The sequence below is a fragment of the Pseudoalteromonas sp. TAE56 genome (assembly GCF_000497955.1).
In the GTDB taxonomy this organism is placed as follows: Bacteria; Pseudomonadota; Gammaproteobacteria; order Enterobacterales; family Alteromonadaceae; genus Pseudoalteromonas.
The window spans coordinates 1-19,259 of the sequence record NZ_AUTN01000154.1; the positions used below are offsets into that span (position 1 = coordinate 1).

General features: G+C 40.0%; 19 protein-coding genes. 3 read left to right on the forward strand and 16 right to left on the reverse strand.

The genetic code is table 11. The features are described from left to right. The 14 genes from L656_RS0119625 to yceD form a co-directional block, all read right to left on the reverse strand. A partial coding sequence (locus L656_RS0119625; RefSeq protein ID WP_024600473.1) for a metallophosphatase occupies positions 1-1,368 on the reverse strand: 1,368 nt, incomplete at its 3' end. Between the two features lie 4 nt (positions 1,369-1,372). Continuing rightward, positions 1,373-2,152: a TatD family hydrolase gene (locus tag L656_RS0119630; protein WP_024600474.1), complete on the reverse strand. Its 780-nt coding sequence runs from the start codon at positions 2,150-2,152 to the stop codon at positions 1,373-1,375. A 115-nt stretch (positions 2,153-2,267) separates the two neighbouring features. Then, positions 2,268-2,594 carry a PilZ domain-containing protein gene (locus tag L656_RS0119635; RefSeq protein ID WP_002962367.1) on the reverse strand — a complete coding sequence of 109 codons (327 nt, stop codon included), beginning with the start codon at positions 2,592-2,594 and terminating at the stop codon, positions 2,268-2,270. Between the two features lie 11 nt (positions 2,595-2,605). Beyond that, a complete protein-coding gene (locus tag L656_RS0119640; protein ID WP_024600475.1) occupies positions 2,606-3,520 on the reverse strand; it encodes a DNA polymerase III subunit in 915 nt (304 codons plus the stop codon). Between the two features lies 1 nt (position 3,521). After that, positions 3,522-4,148, reverse strand: coding sequence for a dTMP kinase (gene tmk / locus L656_RS0119645; protein WP_002962371.1), 627 nt, complete (start codon positions 4,146-4,148; stop codon positions 3,522-3,524). A 6-nt stretch (positions 4,149-4,154) separates the two neighbouring features. Further along, positions 4,155-5,141: an endolytic transglycosylase MltG gene (mltG, locus tag L656_RS0119650; protein WP_024600476.1), complete on the reverse strand. Its 987-nt coding sequence runs from the start codon at positions 5,139-5,141 to the stop codon at positions 4,155-4,157. Beyond that, complete coding sequence (gene pabC, locus L656_RS0119655) at positions 5,135-5,950, reverse strand: aminodeoxychorismate lyase (protein ID WP_024600477.1); 816 nt, start codon at positions 5,948-5,950, stop codon at positions 5,135-5,137. The genes mltG and pabC overlap by 7 nt, the downstream gene beginning before the upstream one ends. 59 nt (positions 5,951-6,009) lie before the next feature. Next, complete coding sequence (gene fabF / locus L656_RS0119660) at positions 6,010-7,248, reverse strand: beta-ketoacyl-ACP synthase II (protein ID WP_002962376.1); 1,239 nt, start codon at positions 7,246-7,248, stop codon at positions 6,010-6,012. Between the two features lie 216 nt (positions 7,249-7,464). Next, positions 7,465-7,701 (reverse strand): acyl carrier protein, encoded by a 237-nt coding sequence (gene acpP, locus L656_RS0119665; protein WP_002962377.1) that lies wholly within the window; start codon positions 7,699-7,701, stop codon positions 7,465-7,467. A gap of 250 nt (positions 7,702-7,951) precedes the next feature. Beyond that, positions 7,952-8,698: a 3-oxoacyl-ACP reductase FabG gene (gene fabG, locus L656_RS0119670; RefSeq protein ID WP_002962378.1), complete on the reverse strand. Its 747-nt coding sequence runs from the start codon at positions 8,696-8,698 to the stop codon at positions 7,952-7,954. An 11-nt stretch (positions 8,699-8,709) separates the two neighbouring features. Beyond that, a complete protein-coding gene (gene fabD, locus L656_RS0119675) occupies positions 8,710-9,636 on the reverse strand; it encodes an ACP S-malonyltransferase (RefSeq protein WP_024600478.1) in 927 nt (308 codons plus the stop codon). 52 nt (positions 9,637-9,688) lie between these two features. Further along, positions 9,689-10,729 carry a phosphate acyltransferase PlsX gene (plsX, locus tag L656_RS0119680; protein WP_002962380.1) on the reverse strand — a complete coding sequence of 347 codons (1,041 nt, stop codon included), beginning with the start codon at positions 10,727-10,729 and terminating at the stop codon, positions 9,689-9,691. Positions 10,730-10,741: 12 nt separating this feature from the next. Then, positions 10,742-10,912, reverse strand: a complete 171-nt coding sequence (rpmF, locus tag L656_RS0119685) for a 50S ribosomal protein L32 (protein ID WP_002962381.1) — start codon at positions 10,910-10,912, stop codon at positions 10,742-10,744. Positions 10,913-10,921: 9 nt separating this feature from the next. After that, positions 10,922-11,446 carry a 23S rRNA accumulation protein YceD gene (gene yceD / locus L656_RS0119690; protein WP_007375269.1) on the reverse strand — a complete coding sequence of 175 codons (525 nt, stop codon included), beginning with the start codon at positions 11,444-11,446 and terminating at the stop codon, positions 10,922-10,924. A gap of 131 nt (positions 11,447-11,577) precedes the next feature. Here yceD and L656_RS0119695 point away from each other — a divergent pair, with 131 nt between their 5' ends. Beyond that, complete coding sequence (locus L656_RS0119695) at positions 11,578-12,177, forward strand: Maf family protein (RefSeq protein ID WP_024600479.1); 600 nt, start codon at positions 11,578-11,580, stop codon at positions 12,175-12,177. A gap of 9 nt (positions 12,178-12,186) precedes the next feature. Here the strand turns inward: L656_RS0119695 and L656_RS0119700 are convergent, their stop codons facing one another. After that, on the reverse strand, positions 12,187-12,849 hold the full coding sequence (locus L656_RS0119700; RefSeq protein WP_024600480.1) for an HAD-IA family hydrolase: 663 nt from the start codon (positions 12,847-12,849) through the stop codon (positions 12,187-12,189). Continuing rightward, a complete protein-coding gene (gene rluC, locus L656_RS0119705) occupies positions 12,846-13,805 on the reverse strand; it encodes a 23S rRNA pseudouridine(955/2504/2580) synthase RluC (protein WP_010554171.1) in 960 nt (319 codons plus the stop codon). The genes L656_RS0119700 and rluC overlap by 4 nt, the downstream gene beginning before the upstream one ends. A gap of 772 nt (positions 13,806-14,577) precedes the next feature. On the opposite strand from rluC, the gene rne reads away from it, so the two are divergent. Next, positions 14,578-17,748 carry a ribonuclease E gene (rne, locus tag L656_RS0119710; protein WP_024600481.1) on the forward strand — a complete coding sequence of 1,057 codons (3,171 nt, stop codon included), beginning with the start codon at positions 14,578-14,580 and terminating at the stop codon, positions 17,746-17,748. Positions 17,749-18,237: 489 nt separating this feature from the next. Next, positions 18,238-19,221, forward strand: coding sequence for an IS110 family transposase (locus L656_RS0119715; protein ID WP_024599096.1), 984 nt, complete (start codon positions 18,238-18,240; stop codon positions 19,219-19,221). Positions 19,222-19,259: the final 38 nt, after the last annotated feature.

A 19,259-nucleotide genomic window follows, 5' to 3' on the forward strand; every position in this document is an offset into this window, starting at 1 on the left:
TTGAATAGCTTCTATTGATTTAACACCAAATACGGGGGCTGGCGATACAATAATAACCTGATCGTGGCTTAATAGGCTTTCTTCAAGCTCTGTTAGGCGCTCCCAATCAAGTAGGCCTGAAGGCTCATTAAAGTTCTGCTCATTTCGCCAACGGTGCGTACGTGTATCTAGCACCACTACTTTTGGGGTTGTAGTTAACTCATAATGCCAAAAACTAAAATCGTTTAGTGGCTTATCAAATGCTTTAAACTGCCATAAATTACTAGCAGTACGGCTTTGCTTAAAAGGTTTTAGTAACTCGCCTGTTTTATTTAGTGCATCGTTCCCCATTCCTTGAAAAAGCCAATAACTAATTAAGCCGTTATTGATGATCCGTTTACTACTTGGGTTTTCATTTATAGCTTGCTCCCACCCAGCGGTGAGGTTCCAATCATCAGTTACATCGTGATCGTCAAACATCATTAATGTCGATACATTGGCAAACAATCGCTCTACTTCACTTAATCCTTTTGCATAATCAATCAGTGCTGTTTTTTCAGCGTCAAAAATAGTTTTGTTTTGACCTGAATACATTGTGTTTTGTATATCAACGCATTGCCAAGCAGCAGCACTAAAATTTAATAAATAGAGTGCTATATATTCTTCAAAATGGATAAGGTGATTGTAGGCTTTTACGCTTGAAAAATGAGGTTCGTCTTTTTTTAGCCAGTAACCAACACCTAGCTTTGAACGTTTTTGCCAAGGCGTTTTTGGTAAAAACAAATGGCGATTATAAAGTTGCTCATTTATATCGCCCGGTAGCTCAATGGCAAGTGGTTGCTCTTTATAGATACCTAAGGCTTTAATTAACTGATGAATAGCTAATAACATGGGCCCTGCTACATCATCGGCATAAACCTGATCGCCGCTCAATAATAGCAATTGTGCGCCTTGATTATTATTACCGCGCTGAGTATTTTGCCAGTGACTTGCAGACACTAAGCTGTCTTTTGCTGGATGATGTGCATTACGGCACGAGCCATGCAAAATATCACTCAGTTTGTTGGGGATTACAAATGCAGGCGTTATTTGATTGCTATAGCACCAAGGCGACAAATCGACTGCTATATCATCAATTACAAGTTCATAGCTTAATAAGCTATCTACAGGGAGTTTGTTGTCTATTGGCTTTATAATAACGAAATGCAGGTATAAATGTTCGCCCAAAGAAACAGTATGTTGATAGCTATAACACTCAACATTTAATAAGTTTATTTGGCAGTTTGCAGGCTTGGAGGTAGCAAACTGAATACAGACTCCAGTTTGCTCTGCACGGCGCACCATTGGCCCCATTAGTAAAATAGGAAGGTTTGCCGTGTGAGAAATCATGTATTTAGCCTTTAGCTGCTAATTTAAATAAAGAATAAAAGTTTTCGGTAGTCGCTTTTGCAAGTTCATTAAAGCTAATGCCTTTAAGCTCGCTAATGTAATAAGCAACATCTTCTACGTACGCTGGCTGATTTGTTTGCCCACGATACGGCACCGGTGCTAAATAAGGCGAGTCAGTTTCTATTAGTAGTCTATCTAGCGGTATTTGCTTTACTACTTCTTTTAGCTCAATAGCATTTTTAAAGGTAACAATGCCCGAAATAGAAATATAAAAGCCCATGTCTATGGCTTTTTTTGCCATATCCCAATCTTCGGTAAAGCAATGTAATACACCACCGCAGTTTTCGGCCTTGTGCTCACGCATTAAATTAATGGTATCGCTGCGGGCATCACGTGTATGAATAATTAACGGCTTTTGTAATTCGTTAGCCACTTCAATATGCCCAACAAAGCTTGCTTGCTGCACTGCGTGAGTATCTTTTGAATAGTAGTAATCAAGACCCGTTTCGCCAATAGCAACCACTTTTTCATGTGAAGCTAAGTCAATTAGTTGCTGTTTATTAAGGGCGTCTTTTTGATCAAGTGGATGTACACCGCATGAGGCTGATACATCGTCGTAATGCTTAATTTTATCAAGCATGCTTGGAAACTGATCAAGCGTTACGCTTACACATAAAAAGTGCTCTATTTGCTTTGCACGCGCTTTATCAAGAACTTGGTCAAGGTTTAAGTCTAGTTTATCAAAATCAAGACGGTCTAAATGGCAATGAGAATCTACAATCACTATAAGGCCTGTATTATGTTCAGGGTTTAAATTTGTTCGTTTAATTTATTATGTTAGCAATTAAAAGAACCCAATATAGGGCGGCGTTAATCTCAATGAAAAACCGACCCTATAACTACATGGTATATGTTTGATCGCCTGAGTTTAACATAGTCCCAAGTAGCTTTTCGATTTTAGCGTTTAGGTTTGTTTTATCGTCTAAAAAGCTAATACCAATACCTGGAGGATTAGAGCTTTGTGCACCTTGTGGCGTGATCCACGACACTTTACCTGTCACTACGTCATCTTCTAAGGCATCGGGCAAAGTAACTCTAAGCGCTAATGAATGCCCTGCTTCGTAACGCATATTAGTGCGTACAAATAAGCCACCTTTTTTTAAGTAAGGCATATAACAACGGTATAACTCGTCTAAATCGTCTATGTCTACTAGTAGTTCTTGCATGATTAATCCTTTTAAGAATTTCGCAATGTGTATGCTAATCGTGATACAGCAAGCGATAAATTAAGGCCAAGTACTTGTGTGTTATTTTGTAAAAACTCGCCTAATGCATTTTGCGCACTTTGATAAGCGTCAAAACTCATGCCTTGCAGTAATTGCTGCTTTAGTTGCACGCTTAAAAACAAAGTAAATATACGAACAAGTTCAGGCTGTTTATTTATTATATCGACTAACGCTTTGAAATTATGGCTTTGTTTAAACTCAGTTGCAAACTTATAAAGTGTATCAATATTTTTCAGCTGATCTTGCTGTTGCCAATGCTTTACTTGCAGCGGTTGGTTATAAAAAAGTGCTAACCAACTATAGTTAGGAATACCTAATGTCTCTAGCCATTGCTGAGCAAGTGCTGTATTAGTTATTTTTACGTCACTTTTAGCGCATCGACTTAAAATAGTTGCAGGGAGCTGTTCTGGTTGGCTTGTGGTTAATATTAAAAAGCGGCTATTAGTTGGCTCTTCAAGTGTTTTTAATAATGCGTTAGCTGCTGCTGTGGTCATTTTTTCGCAATTTTCGATTATCGCGACTTTATTGCCATTTTGCGCTGCTGAGTGATTCATAAAATCACTAATACCACGAATATCATCTACACCTATACTTTGCCCATCAACTTGCGTTAAACGTTTGTCGGGGTGAGTACCTGCCATGGTAAGTAAACAGCTTTTACACTGTCCGCAAGGTTTTAGCACACTGTTTTGCGCAGCTAGCTGCTTAGCTATATTTTGGCATAACAAAGCATTCCCAAGCTCATCACTTAACTCAAACTTACCTACGCCAACAGGCCCACAAAATAATTGCGCATGATGAAAACGCTCTGCGCGATAACTTTTCGCTAAACGTGCTTGAGTATCATGTAGCCACGGCAATGGCATATTATTTTAGGCCTTCAAAAAATGAATGCAGTACATTGGTTATATCGCGATGTACTTTATCAATACTTTGGTTTGCATCAACCGTTTTAATTGTGTTGTCGTCATTAGCAAGTTCAACATAACGCATACGTGTACGCTGAAAAAACTCAATGGCTTCTTGTTCAATACGGTCAAGCTCACCACGCCCTTTTGCACGTTCAAGGCCTATCACTGGGTCAATATCAAGGTAAATAGTTAAATCAGGCTTTAAGCCCTTTAATACCATTGACGAAAGTGAAGCTAATGTATTTGAGCTAATACCACGGCCCCCACCTTGATACGCCTGAGACGATAAATCATGACGATCGGCAAGTACCCATTGGCCTTTATCAAGCGCTGGGGTAATAACATTGTGCATTAGCTGCGAGCGAGCTGCGTACATAATAAGCAACTCGGTTTCAAAGGCAATCTCTTCTTCGTGCTCTGCTTTTACAAGCGTACGAAGCGATTCAGCCAGTGGCGTGCCGCCAGGTTCGCGGACGTTAATGAAGTCTATTTTTTGTTTGTTCAAAAAGTCTTGGCATAACGAAATAGCGGTTGATTTACCCGCGCCTTCTAGCCCTTCTATTACTATAAATTTTGGTTTCATAAACAATTAATTCTTTTTATTTAATATATACGTTTTAACTGCTGCGTTATGCTGCTTTAACGTGGTTGAAAATTGGTGGCTACCATCGCCTTTTGATACAAAGTAAACATATTCACTTTGCGGCGGATTAACTGCAGCTAAAATAGCGGCTTTTGATGGCATTGCAATCGGTGTTGGCGGTAAACCATTAATGCGATACGTATTGTAAGGCGTATAATCGCGCAAATCTTTACGTTTAATATCACCATCAAAGTCAGCGCCTAATCCGTATATTACGGTTGGATCGGTTTGCAGACGCATATTGGTGTTTAATCGATTAACAAACGCTGATGCAATTAATGGACGCTCGCTGGCAAGGCCTGTTTCTTTTTCAATAATTGAAGCCATTATTAGTGCTTCGTATGCTGTTTTATAGGGTAGATTAGCGGCGCGCTGCTGCCAAGCATCATCTAATGTTTGCTGCATTTTTTGTGCTGCACGTTTTAATACACTGCTTGCAGTATCGTTATTATGATAGTGGTAAGTGTCGGGGAATAACCAGCCTTCTAAGTGCGTGTCATTACCCAGTATTTGAGTACTTAGTTCGTCAGTTTTTAAATCGTTTTGTAAATTATCAGCTTTTTTAATAGCACTTAGTACTTCACGTAAGTTTTGACCTTCAATTATGGTAAAACTAAAACTAATTTGCTGACCTTGGTTAATTTTTTTTACGTTGTTAATAACGCTATCGGCTGTTAGCTCGTAAAGTCCCGCTTTTAAGTCGGTAAGTGTGGGATCTAACTTGGCAATTACCTGATAACGCCAACAACTTTCTATCCAGTTATTAGCTTGCCATTGTTGGCATAACTTATTAAAGCCAGTGCCATGCTTAACTTCAAATTGTGTGCTTTGTGCTACCTTTAACGGGCTATTTATTGTTGCTTGTAATTGCTGGTAACCAACAGCAGTGGTTATAACAGCTAAAAAAAGTACCGATAAAATAACTTTTAACACTCAGCCTCCTTGGCTAATAATTTAGTTAGTAATGCGTGGCTTTCGTCTGTATTAAATACCTGTTGCTCAATACGTTTTACAGGTACTGCTCCCATTAAGCTATTACACACAAATACGGCGTCTGCTTGGGTTAAGTCTTCTACTTTCACGCGTTTAAATTCAACAGGCAATTTATCACATAACGATTGTAGATAAACGCCCTTTATTCCGCACTCATCAAGCAATGGCGTAAACACACGCTTATTTTTAATCGCAAAAATATTAGCTGCAGAAGCTTCAATTACATTGTTATTGTAATCAAGCACTAACACATCGTCGCAGTTTTGCGTTTGCATTGCTTTTTTAACTAGTACTTGCTCAAGCCGGTTTAGTGTTTTAAGACCCGCTAAATAAGGCTGTGCTGCTAATTTAATTGGGCTTATTTCGAGATTTACACCCTTTTTAACAAGCGCTTCGTAATTACTAGGGTAATCTAATATGCTCAATAAAATAGTAATATTACACTCACTTGGCAGCCCATAGCCACGTCCGCCTTCGCCTCGCGTTACAAGTATTTTAAGCACCTTGAGTGATGCTGCTTTTATATGCAAAGCAATTTGATTTTCAAGGCTATTAAAATCTAGCTCAGGAAAACCCAAACGCTGTGCGCATTCAATCAAACGCGCTTTATGATGAGCCCAATACTGTACTTGCCCATTAACAACTTTAGCCGTTGTAAAAAAGCCGTCACCGTAATTTAAGCCTCTGTCACGCGTGCTTAAAGTGCTGTTTTGATCTACTGCTATTATTGTTTGCATTTTATTTGGCATATAAAAAAAGCCCAGTTAAACAACTGAGCTCTTATAATTTGATTCGTTGTTAAAAAAGATTATACCTTTTTAAATAGCAACGAGCCATTAGTACCACCAAAACCGAACGAGTTACACAGTGCAAAGTCTAACTTTGCATCACGTGCAGTGTGAGCAATATAATCTAAGTCACACCCTTCGTCTGGGTTATCAAGGTTGATAGTTGGCGACACTTTTTGATCTGTCAGTGATAAAATCGAAATAATCGATTCAACCGAGCCTGCAGCACCTAACAAGTGACCCATCATCGATTTAGACGAGCCTACCATTACATCTTTAGCTGCATTACCAAAAATAGATTTAACAGCGGCAGTTTCTGCTTTATCGCCTGCATTTGTAGATGTACCGTGTGCGTTAATGTAACCAATTTGCTCAGCGTTTACTTGCGCATCGTTTAGTGCGTTTTGCATTGCAAGTGCAGCACCCGCTCCATCTTCTGGTGGTGACGTCATGTGGTACGCATCGCCGCTCATACCAAAGCCAACAAGCTCAGCATAAATTTTAGCGCCACGTGCTTTTGCATGTTCGTACTCTTCAACTACAACAACACCTGCACCGTCAGAAAGCACAAAGCCATCGCGGTCTTTATCCCAAGGGCGAGAAGCCGCTTGTGGGTCGTCATTGCGAGTTGAAAGTGCACGTGCAGCATTAAAGCCACCCATACCTATTGGGGTACAGGCTTTTTCTGCACCGCCAGCAACCATTGCATCTGCATCACCGTAGGCAATCATGCGCGCGGCATGGCCAATATTATGCAAACCAGTAGTACAGGCAGTTACAATTGAAATATTTGGACCACGAAGTCCATGCATCATTGATAAGTGACCTGAGATCATATTAATAATGGTAGACGGCACATAAAATGGCGATAACTTGCGCGGACCACTATTTAATAACTTAATGTGGTTTTCTTCGATAAGCGTTAAGCCACCAATACCAGAGCCTACAGCTACACCTATACGTGTTGCGTTTTGCTCAGTAATTTCAAGGCCTGAATCTTTAAAGGCTTGAACACCCGCTGCAATGCCATACTGAATAAACAAGTCCATTTTTTTAGTATCTTTCGCTGACATGTATGCAGTTGCATCAAAGTCATTTATTAAACCAGCGAATTTAGTACCAAATTTTGATGTATCAAAGTGGGTTATTGTTTGAATGCCACTTTTGCCATCTAATAAGCCTTGCCAGGTTGATTGAACATCATTACCTAGCGGCGTCAACATTCCTAAGCCAGTTACGACGACTCGACGTTTAGCCACGGTTTGCCTCCAATAAGGGATATTTTACAAGGGGATGATCATACCCAAGCTACCTCAAAGTGCTAGTCCCAAAATAGATTAAAAACGCATAACACAATCAAAATTAATTTTTAGCTAAAATTGAGCATTGAGGCTTAAGTTTTGAATCACGAACTTTGAGGTGGTTTGGATATAAAAAATTAAAGGCAGCGGATGCTGCCTTTAACGTGCGATTAATTACTCAGCGTGTGCTGTAACGTAATCGATAGCAGTTTGTACTGTAGTGATCTTCTCAGCTTCTTCATCTGGGATCTCAGTATCAAACTCTTCTTCAAGAGCCATTACTAGTTCAACAGTATCAAGAGAATCTGCACCTAGGTCATCTACGAAAGAAGATTCATTTTTAACTTCTTCTTCTTTAACACCTAGTTGTTCAATGATAATTTTCTTTACGCGTTCTTGGATATCGCTCATTCTTCTTTCCTTTATTAAAAACGCCGATGCGTTATTTTCAGATTGCCGCGTAGTTTACGCGGCATAATTCTCTGATTCAATGATTTGACCATAAATAATTGTCTGGTCAAACCTCTGAGTGTGTGTTTTGTCTTTTATCGCTTATTTTCGCAGCGATTTCAAGTATGTTTAAAGCAAGTTCACAAATAATTCAATGTTTTTGAGGTAACTTACTTAACTTTATTAGGTAATAATGTGGGTACAATGGTTATTAAACCATGTACATCGCGCCATTTACATGCAAAGTTTCACCTGATACGTACGCAGCAGCGTCAGATGCTAAATAACATACCGCAGCTGCAATTTCGTCTGGTTGACCTAAACGCCCTGCTGGAACATTTGCAAGTGTTGCTGCTTTTTGCTCGTCAGTTAAATCATCAGTCATATCAGTTTGAATAAAACCAGGTGCCACTACGTTTACTGTAATACCACGTGATGCCACTTCGCGTGCAAGTGACTTAGAAAAACCAATGACGCCTGCTTTAGCCGCTGCATAGTTAGCTTGTCCTGCATTACCCATAGTGCCCACTACTGAGCCAATATTGATAATACGACCTTTCTTTTTCTTCATCATTGGACGAAGTACCGCTTTAGATAAACGGAAAATCGAGCTTAAGTTAGTGTCGATTATATCGTCCCACTCAGTCTCTTTCATACGCATTAATAGGTTGTCACGTGTGATACCTGCATTATTAACAAGTACGTCAATATCGCCGAAATCAGCTTTTATTGCGGCAAGTGTCGCTTCAATAGATGCAGGATCCGTTACGTTTAATGCATAACCTTTACCATTGTCACCTAGGTACTCGCTGATTTTAGCAGCGCCTGACTCGCTTGTTGCAGTGCCTGCAACTTTTGCACCTTGCGCAACTAATGTTGTTGCAATTGCTTTACCAATACCACGGCTAGCGCCAGTAATTAGGACAATTTTGCCCTCTAAAGAAAATAAATTAGACATTTTATATACTCTTATTTAGCTGCAGCGATTGAAGCGGCATCGTTTACTGAGCCACAAACCATTGCTTTATCAATTCGTTTAGCAAGTCCTGTTAATACTTTACCAGGACCAAATTCGTAGCTTTGCGTTACATCTTGTGCAACCAAGGCTTGTACTGTTTCTGTCCAGCGAACTGGGCTGTATAGTTGACGTACTAGTGCATCTTTAATTGCATCAGCGGTCGATTCAGCTTTTACATCAACATTATTAATTACATCACACTTAGGTGTATTAAATGTTAAAGCGGCTAAGTCTACCGCTAGCTTATCAGCTGCTGGCTCCATTAGTTCACAATGTGAAGGTACGCTAACCGAAAGTGGTAATGCGCGTTTAGCACCAGCATCTTTACATGCTTGTGATGCTCTATCTACTGCCGCTTTATGCCCTGCAATAACAACTTGACCAGGAGAATTGTAGTTAACTGGAGATACAACCTCACCTTGCGCTGAGGCAGCACATGCCGCTTTTATTTCTTCATCGCCTAAGCCAATAATCGCAGCCATTGAACCTACGCCTGCAGGTACAGCTTCTTGCATGTATAAACCACGGTTTTCAACAAGCTTAACAGCTTCGCTCAAGCTTAGTACGTCGCTACATACTAGTGCTGAATATTCACCTAAGCTGTGACCGGCCATAACAACGTCTGCATCTGGGTTTGCTGCAAGCCAATCACGGTAAATAGCAACACTTGCAGTTAATAATGCAGGTTGTGTACGATGAGTTTGATTTAATTTTTCTTCTGGGCCATTAAGAACTAGCTCTGCTAAGTCGTAACCCAGTGCATCTGATGCTTCTGCAAATGTTGCTTTAACAATGTCAGAACTCTCTAGTAGCTCTTGTAACATACCAACGCTTTGCGAGCCTTGACCTGGGAATAGAAGTGCAATTTTTTGTGCCATACTTTGCTCTTTTTAATTAAACAAATAAATAATGAAATACACGGCACATCAATTATTGATTAACCGCCGTGTCTTTAGAATGTGTTTTTTCGAAAATAGCGGCTATTTTATCAGGAAGTTGACGTTCAACCTCTTTTACCGCTTCATCAATTGCTGCTTGAAATGCTTTAGCTGATGCATTTCCATGACTTTTAACGACAATACCGCGCAATCCTACCAGAGAAGCACCGTTATACTGGTCGGGGTTCACCCTTTTATAGAGTTTTTTTATTATTGGACGCAATATAAACGCCATACATTTATACAAAAGGTGCTTTTCGAGCGCAGCGGTAAACTTATTCATAATAAGCTTGGCAATGCCTTCGCATGTTTTAAGCGCCACGTTACCCACAAACCCTTCGCATACAATAACATCAGCTTTGCCAGAAAAAATATCACTTCCTTCGCTGTAACCAATGTAATTAATATGTGGGCTTTGCTGCATTAATTGTGCAGCCTGTTTAATATCATCGTGGCCTTTAATGTCCTCAGCGCCAATATTTAATAAGCTAACGCGAGGGTTATCGCAGCCAAGTGCTTGGCCAGCAACTACAGAGCCCATAATCCCAAACTGATACAGCATTTGCGCATCGCAGTGCACATTAGCACCTAAGTCGAGTAAATATACTGGGTTTTGGCTTTCTGTAGGAACAGATGAAATGAGTGCGGCACGTTTAACACCTGGCAGCATTTTTAATACGTAGTGAGCCATAAAAAATAAAGCGCCGGTATTACCTGAGCTAACACACGCTTGTGCTTCGCCCGATTTAACTAAATCAAGGGCAACACGCATAGATGAATCTTTTTTCGAACGTACTGCAATTGCAGGTTCGCAGGCGTTAGTGACTATTTCACTACAGTGACGAATTATGAGTCTTGGATGAGATAAAGAATCGAGGGATTCGAGTTCTTTAGATATAACGTCTTCATTGCCACATAAAATGAGACTTAAATTGGCATGAGCGTTTACCGCATGAACGGCAGCAGGAATAGATGAACGGGGGCCGTAATCGCCCCCCATCATATCTAACGCTATGGTTAGATCTTTCAGCATATAAGTAATCTCTTATTTAGAAATTACTTGAACGCCTTTGTAGTAACCATCTGCAGTCACATGGTGACGACGATGAGTCTCACCAGATGTTTGATCTACAGTTAAAGTTGGACCACTGATCGCATCGTGTGAACGGCGCATGCCGCGTCTTGCACGAGACTTTTTGCTTTTTTGTACAGCCATAGTCTTCTCCTAAGAATCTTTCTTAAGTTGTTTCAAAATATCAAATGGATTAGGTTTATCATCTTCCGCCTTTAATACACCAAAGCTGGCAGGCTTTGCTGAATAACTGCATGAAGCTTCGTTGTGGGTAGCCACTAATGGAATTGCTAAAATTAGTTCGTCTTCAATTAAATCAAAAACGTTAACTTCACCATTTTCATCAAGTGCTACTTCGTCGTAGTCTTCAGGAAAAATATCTAACTCTGTATCTTCACCTACTGGTGAATATGCAAAGTCTTGAACCAAATCCAACCCTAAATCACCATTACAACGTTGACAAATGACAGTAACATGTGTGGACAAATTGCCTCTAATCACAGCGAAACCTTGATCATCGTTTTTGCAATGTATTTTTACCGCTATTTCACCTACTTCTTCCTGCACAACTTTCTCTAAACGAGTAAGTTTTTCAAGCGGTACAATTCCGTCATACTTTAAACGGTGCTGCGCTGCTTTGCCTGGATGAAGAGTGATGGGAATTTTCACCTTTTGCATAGGGGCTGCATCATATAGATAGTTAGTTTGTTAGTCAAAGTAAAAAACCATTTTTACTTGGTTTTTAACGTGTTTTACTCTCGGATCTGATTTATCCTAACTCAATCTGAATTATCGTAGGAAAACAGTCCATGAAGCTTCCACTCATTTTAGCGTCAAGCTCGCCTTTTAGGCAGTCTTTATTACAAAAATTTAATTTACCCTTTGATACGTTTTCACCCGACGTTGACGAATCAGCACTTGAATGCGAAACACCTACTGAACTGGTTAAGCGTTTAAGTGAGTTAAAAGCCTCAGCAGCTAATAAACACTTTAAAAAAGGGTTAGCAATTGGATCAGACCAAGTCGCTGTGTTTAACAATCAAATTTTAGGTAAACCGCACAATAAACAAAATGCTCTAAAACAACTAAATTTATTTAGCGGTAATACTGTAACATTTTTAACTGGGCTTTGTGTTTACGATATTGTAACTGGAACAAAAAAAACCTGCATAGAACCTTTTAATGTGACGTTTAAAACCCTAAGTGATGCACAAATTAGTGCTTATTGCGACGCAGAGCAGCCTTATAACTGTGCTGGCAGCTTTAAAAGTGAAGGGTTGGGTATCTGTTTATTTGAGAAACTAAGCGGAGACGATCCTAATAGCTTAATTGGATTACCATTAATTAAACTCAGCCAGCTACTGGCTGAGTTTGGTATTGATGTACTTACTGCTCAAAACAAGTTCTAGTTAAATAAATTAGCCAAGCAAAACCTGTTGCAGCTGTAGATAGTTATCTACTGTTGCAACAGGGCTAAGCTTATTTAGTTGCTGTGCGTTGTGCACACCCATTGTTACGCCAATTCTATCCATGCCAGCAGCTTTTGCCATAGTCATGTCTATTTGATTGTCGCCAATCATTACAGCGTCTTGAGCGCTTATGCCAAGTTCTTCAAGTAATTGATACAACATATCTGGAGAGGGCTTTGATTGCGCGTCATCGCTTGTACGTGTTGCACTAAAAAAGTGGCGCAATTGACTTTGTTCAAGCAAACGCTCTAACCCACCCCTACCTTTACCTGTTGCAACCGCTAAAACAATGCCCTGCTCTTTTAAGGCACCTAAAACGTTGACAACATTATCAAATACAGGAGTTGGCGTGGTATCAACACTATATTGGTGTTTATACCCTTTAATTAACGCTTGGTGCTGCGCTACATTATCAGGAAATAAAACGTCAATTGCTTTTTCAAGCGACATACCAATAATATTTTTAATGGCTTCGTCACTAGGTGGCACTAAATTAAGTGACTCGGCGCTACTACGAATACAGTTAACTATTTTAGTGACTGAATCCATAACAGTGCCATCCCAATCAAAAATGACGAGCTTATATTTTTTAATTGGGGCTACTTTTATCACAGTTTTGCATCTCGTAATTTTAGTAATGTATTTTTAAGCGTTTTATCAAGGGGCGCTTCAATACGCATAGTTGTTTCGTTTTTAGGGTGATAAAAACTTAAATCATGTGCGTGTAAAAACAATCGGTTTAACCCAACTTTACGCATAGAATCGTCAAAACCCTGATCGCCATATTTATCGTCGCACGCTATTGGGTGACCTTTACATTGCGTATGCACACGAATTTGATGCGTACGCCCTGTAACAGGCGATGCTTGTACAAGTGAGCAATCGTTAAAACGTTCAAGTACTTTAAAACGAGTATGTGAAGGTTTTCCCTCAGTGTTATCTACGCGTACTACGCGCTCGCCCGATTTAAGTGTATTTTTACGCAGCCCTTCGGTAACGTTTTTAGTTTTAGAATCCCACTGCCCTTCTACAAGTGCCCAGTAATTTTTTTCCATTGTTTTTTCGCGAAGTTGTTCATGCAATGCTGTTAACACCGAACGACGCTTCGCTATAAGTAAACAACCTGATGTATCACGGTCAAGCCTATGAACTAGCTCAAGGCTACGTTCCTCTGGGCGAAGTGCTCGCAAAGCTTCAATTAAGCCATAACTTAAACCACTGCCGCCATGAACAGCCATACCTGATGGTTTATTTATTACGATAAGGTATTTATCTTCAAATAAAATATCGTTTTCTAGGCGAGTTACTTTGTCTAATTTTGATGGAACAAATTCTTCACGCTCAGCAACTCTGATAGGTGCAATACGAAGTACATCTTCAAGCTGTAGTTTATATACAGGCTTAATACGCTTTTTATTAACGCGTACCTCACCTTTGCGCAAAAGTTTATAAATAGCGCTTTTAGGCACCCCTTTTAAATGGGTAATAAGAAAGTTATCAATACGCTGACCTAAATGGTCTTCGTTGATCGTGACATAAGTTACTTGTAAGTCGTTTTTTTCTGACATTGCCTAATCACTAATTTAAGTAAAATAATTTAGTTGCTAACACTGTAATAATAGTGGGATAATCAGCAGCGCAAATATTTAGTATTTGCAAATAACAACGGTGCTTTTTAACACATTAAAACATTCGTGATGCACATTCTGGGTAGCCGATCATACAGATCCGAGTTAAGTTTTCCAAAGCTTTTATGCCTCCTCAGTTAACACGTGCGATCAATTAACGGCAATGCGCGTAATATATTGCTGGTTAAGTTTGAACATGAAGCGATTTTTAACGTGCTAGAGAAAGCAATGAACAGATAATTTGTCTGATAGTGACGACGTAAAAAACGTCGTTCAGCACTAGCTCAATTATTGTAGTACCGTATAGCAGCTTATTTAGAACTAAAAAAATCTAATAAATAAGCGTTCATTAACATCGGCAGCGATTTTTGCTCTTAAAACGGATATTAGCGATACATCAGTATGTGTTGCTCACCAACTTAATGAGCCCTACGCGCCTAATATGAATGATATTTAGTAAGATTAATATGACAGGCCGACTTCTGGGTAAAACTTGTAAACGTAGCTGAAAAGCCGACAGTTTTAGCACCATTAAGAATTTAATAGCGATAATAATTGCTATTGTTTGCCAGCATTTAAAATACTGCATACGAGAAACAGAGCCGTTCCGTTAAAGACCCAGTCGTGAGGCTGCACATTCTAAAAATAGGGACAACTGAACAGGCGAGAAAAACATCGTCATGTCAGCGACATAAATAAGTAGAGTAACAATATGAAACGTATGCTAATCAATGCAACGCAGCAAGAAGAAATGCGCGTAGCACTGGTTGATGGCCAGCGCCTATATGATTTAGATATCGAAAGCCCAGGTCACGAACAGAAAAAAGCCAATATTTATAAAGGCAAAATCACTCGCATTGAACCATCTCTTGAAGCAGCATTTGTTGATTACGGTGCTGACCGCCATGGTTTCCTTCCTTTAAAAGAAATTGCCCGTACTTACTTCCCTGCAGGTTACACTTTTCATGGTCGCCCTAACATTCGCGACGTGATCAAAGAAGGTCAAGAAGTTATAGTACAAGTTGATAAAGAAGAGCGTGGCCAAAAAGGCGCTGCGTTAACTACTTTTATCAGTGTTGCTGGTAGCTACTTAGTACTTATGCCTAACAACCCACGTGCTGGCGGTATTTCTCGTCGCATTGAAGGTGATGAACGTACTGAACTTAAAGAAGCATTGGGTCGTTTAGAACTTCCTAAAGGTATGGGCTTAATTGTTCGTACAGCGGGTGTTGGTAAATCGTTTGAAGAATTAAACTACGATTTAAAAGCATTATTAGTACATTGGGAAGCAATTAGACAAGCAGCCGATAGTGCTAAAGCGCCATTTTTAATACACCAAGAAAGCAATGTAATATTCCGTGCGATACGCGATTATTTACGTCGTGATATTGGCGAAATTTTAATTGATAAACCACGTGTTTTTGAAGAAGCTAAAGCGCACATTGAACGTTTTCGTCCTGACTTTATGAGCCGTGTTAAGCTTTATCAAGGTGACACTCCTTTATTTACGCATTACCAAATTGAAAGCCAAATTGAGTCTGCGTTCCAGCGTGAAGTACGCTTGCCTTCTGGTGGTTCAATTGTAATTGACCCAACTGAAGCACTAACGTCTATCGATATCAACTCGTCTAAAGCAACTAAAGGCGGCGATATTGAAGAAACAGCACTTAATACTAACTTAGAAGCGGCCGATGAGATTGCACGTCAATTACGTCTTCGTGACTTAGGTGGTTTAATTGTTATCGACTTCATCGATATGACACCTCCGCGTCATCAACGTGAAGTAGAAAATCGTTTAAAAGATGCTGCTCGTCCAGATCGTGCTCGTGTTCAAATTGGTAAAATTTCACGCTTTGGTTTACTTGAAATGTCGCGTCAGCGTTTGCGTCCTTCATTAGGTGAAGCAAGCCAAGGCCCATGCCCACGTTGTAGTGGCCAAGGTACTATTCGTTCAAACGAATCAATCGCGCTTTCTATTCTTCGTTTAATTGAAGAAGAAGCAATTAAAGACAACACAGCACAAGTAAATGCACAAGTGCCTGTTGCCGTTGCCGCTTATTTATTAAATGAGCAACGTCGTAGTGTTCATCGCATTGAAAAACATCATAAATGTGACGTAGTGATTATTCCTAATCAACATATGGAAACACCACATTACGAAGTTATGCGTTTACGTAAAGACGAAACACTTGAAACGGTAAGTTACGGACAAGTTGTTGCGCCAGAACCTGAAGCATTTGAGATGTCAAAATCACCAAGTGCACCAGTACGTGAAGAGCCAATGCTAAAAGGTGTTGTAATGCCTTCTACACCGGCTCCACAAGCAGCGCCTACACCAGTAGCTCAGCCAGTAGTAACAGAGACTAAAACTGAAGGTGGCTTGTTTGAAGCAATCACTAAATGGTTTAAATCGTTATTTGCAAGCGAAACAGTAGAAGAGAAAAAAGAAGCTGTAGAAAAAGAGCAGCAAGAAGCGCGTAATAACGCTCGCCGTGGTAACGATAATCGTCGTCGTAATAACAACCAACGTCGTCGTAATAATAACCCGCGCACTAATAAACCACGCAATGAGCGTCCTGCAGCTGAAGAGGTAGTTAAAACAGACTCACCAGCAGCAACAAGCACCGAGACTCAAGAGAGAAACGAGAACCGCAATAAGCGTCGTCGTAACCCTAACTCTCGTAAGCGCCCAGAGCATAAAAGCGAAGAAAAAGATCAAGTTAAAACTGAAGCCCCTGTAAAAGCAGAAGTAGAAACTGATTCTAAGCCAGCTCAAGCTGTAGAGCCTAAAGAGCAAAAGCCTAAGGTTCGCCGTCAACGTCGTAACATACGTAAAAAAGTACGTCTGCAAGATGAAAACGCTGAGCAAGCTAACTCAACAGAGCAAACACCTGAACAAGCTGTAGTTATTGATACTCCACAAGTTCAAGAGCAAGCGCCTGTTGTAGAAAAGCAAACACAAACTCCGGCAGAAAAAACAGCTCACATTAAAGAAGAGAAAGTTGACGTTGTTGATTCTAACGATGAAGCAGCAACTACTGAAGACGAGCAAGAGCAAACACGTACACGTTCACGCCGTTCTCCTCGTCATCTTCGTGCATCAGGTCAACGTCGTCGACGTCCTGAAGGTGAAGCAGAAGTTAAATCTGACGAAGCCCCTGCATTTGTTCCAGTAGCTGATCAAGCTGCTGCAGAATATGAAGCAGAACTTAAAGCTAAATCTGAAGAAACACCTGTGGATGCAGCGCAGCAAATTGAACAAGCCGTTGCAGTTGAAGACTTAGCAAAAGTTGAAGCTGTAGAAGAGCCAGCTAAAGTTGGAGCGCCTGTAGTAACTGAAGAGCCAGCTAAAGTTGAAACTCCAGTAGCAACTGAAGAGCCAGCTAAAGTTGAAACTCCAGTAGCAACTGAAGAGCCAGCTAAAGTTGAAACTCCTGTAGTAACTGAAGAGCCAGCTAAAGTTGAAGCGCCAGTAGCAACTGAAGAGCCAGCTAAAGTTGAAACGCCAGTAGTAACTGAAGAGCCAGCTAAAGTTGAAACGCCAGTAGTGACTGAAGAGCCAGCTAAAGTTGAAGCGCCAGTAGTAACTGAAGAACCAGCTAAAGTTGAAACTCCAGTAGTAACTGAAGAGCCAGCTAAAGTTGAAGCAAAAGTGAAAACTGAAAAATCAGCACCGCATGTTAAAACAGCGGTTACTCAAGGGTCTGCAAGTGCGCCAATGGCACAGCCTACTCCTGTAGCTGATAGCGAAGTAAAACACACATCTGTAGCAATGGCTCACGATAAACGTGACCTAGTACCAGACAGTGGTTTACGTGCGGGTTCTATCAAACCTGCTGGTCGTGCAAGTTCTGCAATGACTAAAACATTGAGTGTTGATTAATTACTAACACTTATTTAAAAGCCCCGCTATTTAATAAATAGCGGGGCTTTTTTGTTTACATACTTTGAATAATTATTAAAGTTTCTTCACGCCCATAATAAGCGATTTATTCACAAAGAGATTAAGAGACGCTGCGCTTTTAGAGGTAGTAATAAGGCTAAGTCTTGCTAATAAAGCATGGCTTGTGTTTTCTCATTTACTCCTCTTTCACTTCTCTTTGTGAAATAGATCTTTAAGTGGTTTTGTTAGCAAAGAAATTAAATAAACAGAAGCGGTGCTTCTTGCGTAAGCAAGCTTCACGCCTTGTATCTCTCATTGATTAATGATTAGCTATCATTTATCACATCGAAGTCAGTGAGCTTGCCTTTACGCCTAGTATTTAATACTGCGCCGTAGATAAAGCCCTGACTTTCTATTCTCACAAACTGAATGGTATCCAAGCACACTTTTTTTAAGTAGATGCTGTATGTACAAGGGGAGTAAGTAGAGATGATGTTTATCGGCATTGATATTAGTAAAGAGAAGATTGATTTATCGTGGTTGAGAGACCAGCTTACAAACAAAATTAAAACAAAAGTCTTTAAAAACAAGCATCAAGACTTTTTAGCAATAGAAAAATGGCTTTTAAATACAACTAAAAGCGCTGCTAATGAGCTCGTTATCACCCTCGAACCAACGGGTGTTTATCATGAAGCACTGATGTATTTTTTACACGAGCAAGGCTTTAATATTATTTTAGCGAATCCCGGTAAAGCTAAAAAGTATGCAGACGCTTTAAACATAATTCATAAAACAGACAAATCTGATGCAACGATGCTTGCTCATTACGGCTGTGCTAAGCACGCAGTCGTTAGTTATTGGCAACCTGATGCATTAGAAGTTAGAGAGCTTAAAGCCCTTATCCGTCGTTTAGATGCGCTTGAGAGTAACCGACAACGAGAAGCTAACCGATTAGAAGCAAGTGAATTCAGCAACGTTTCCGCGCGTGTTTGCCAATCGATAAAAGTAACTATCGCGTTTTTAGATGACGAAATTAAACAGCTTAAATCTGACATTGATAACCACATAGATAATGAACCTGATTTAAAAAGAAACAGGAAACTACTTGAGTCTATCCCTGGCATAGGGCCCGTATTATCGAGAGAGCTGACGTATTTATTTGCGGCTAAAAAATTTAATAAAGCCAAAGAAGCGGCGGCTTATTGTGGATTAATTCCACGGCATAATGAATCGGGTAAATTAAAAGGGCGAACATCAATCAGTAAACTTGGGCCAGCCAGAATTCGATGTAAACTTTATATGGCGGCCATTGTTGCAGGGCAATGGAATAAAACAATAAAACGACATAAGTTAACGTTAATAAATAATGGTAAAACACCGATGCAAGCTGTGTGTGCAAATATGCGAAAGCTCATTCATATATGTTTTGGTGTAATAAAAAACCAAGAAGCGTTTAAGCTCCAAGAAAGTTAAATACGACCTTGAAGCTTAAAATGAGAGATGGTATCTAC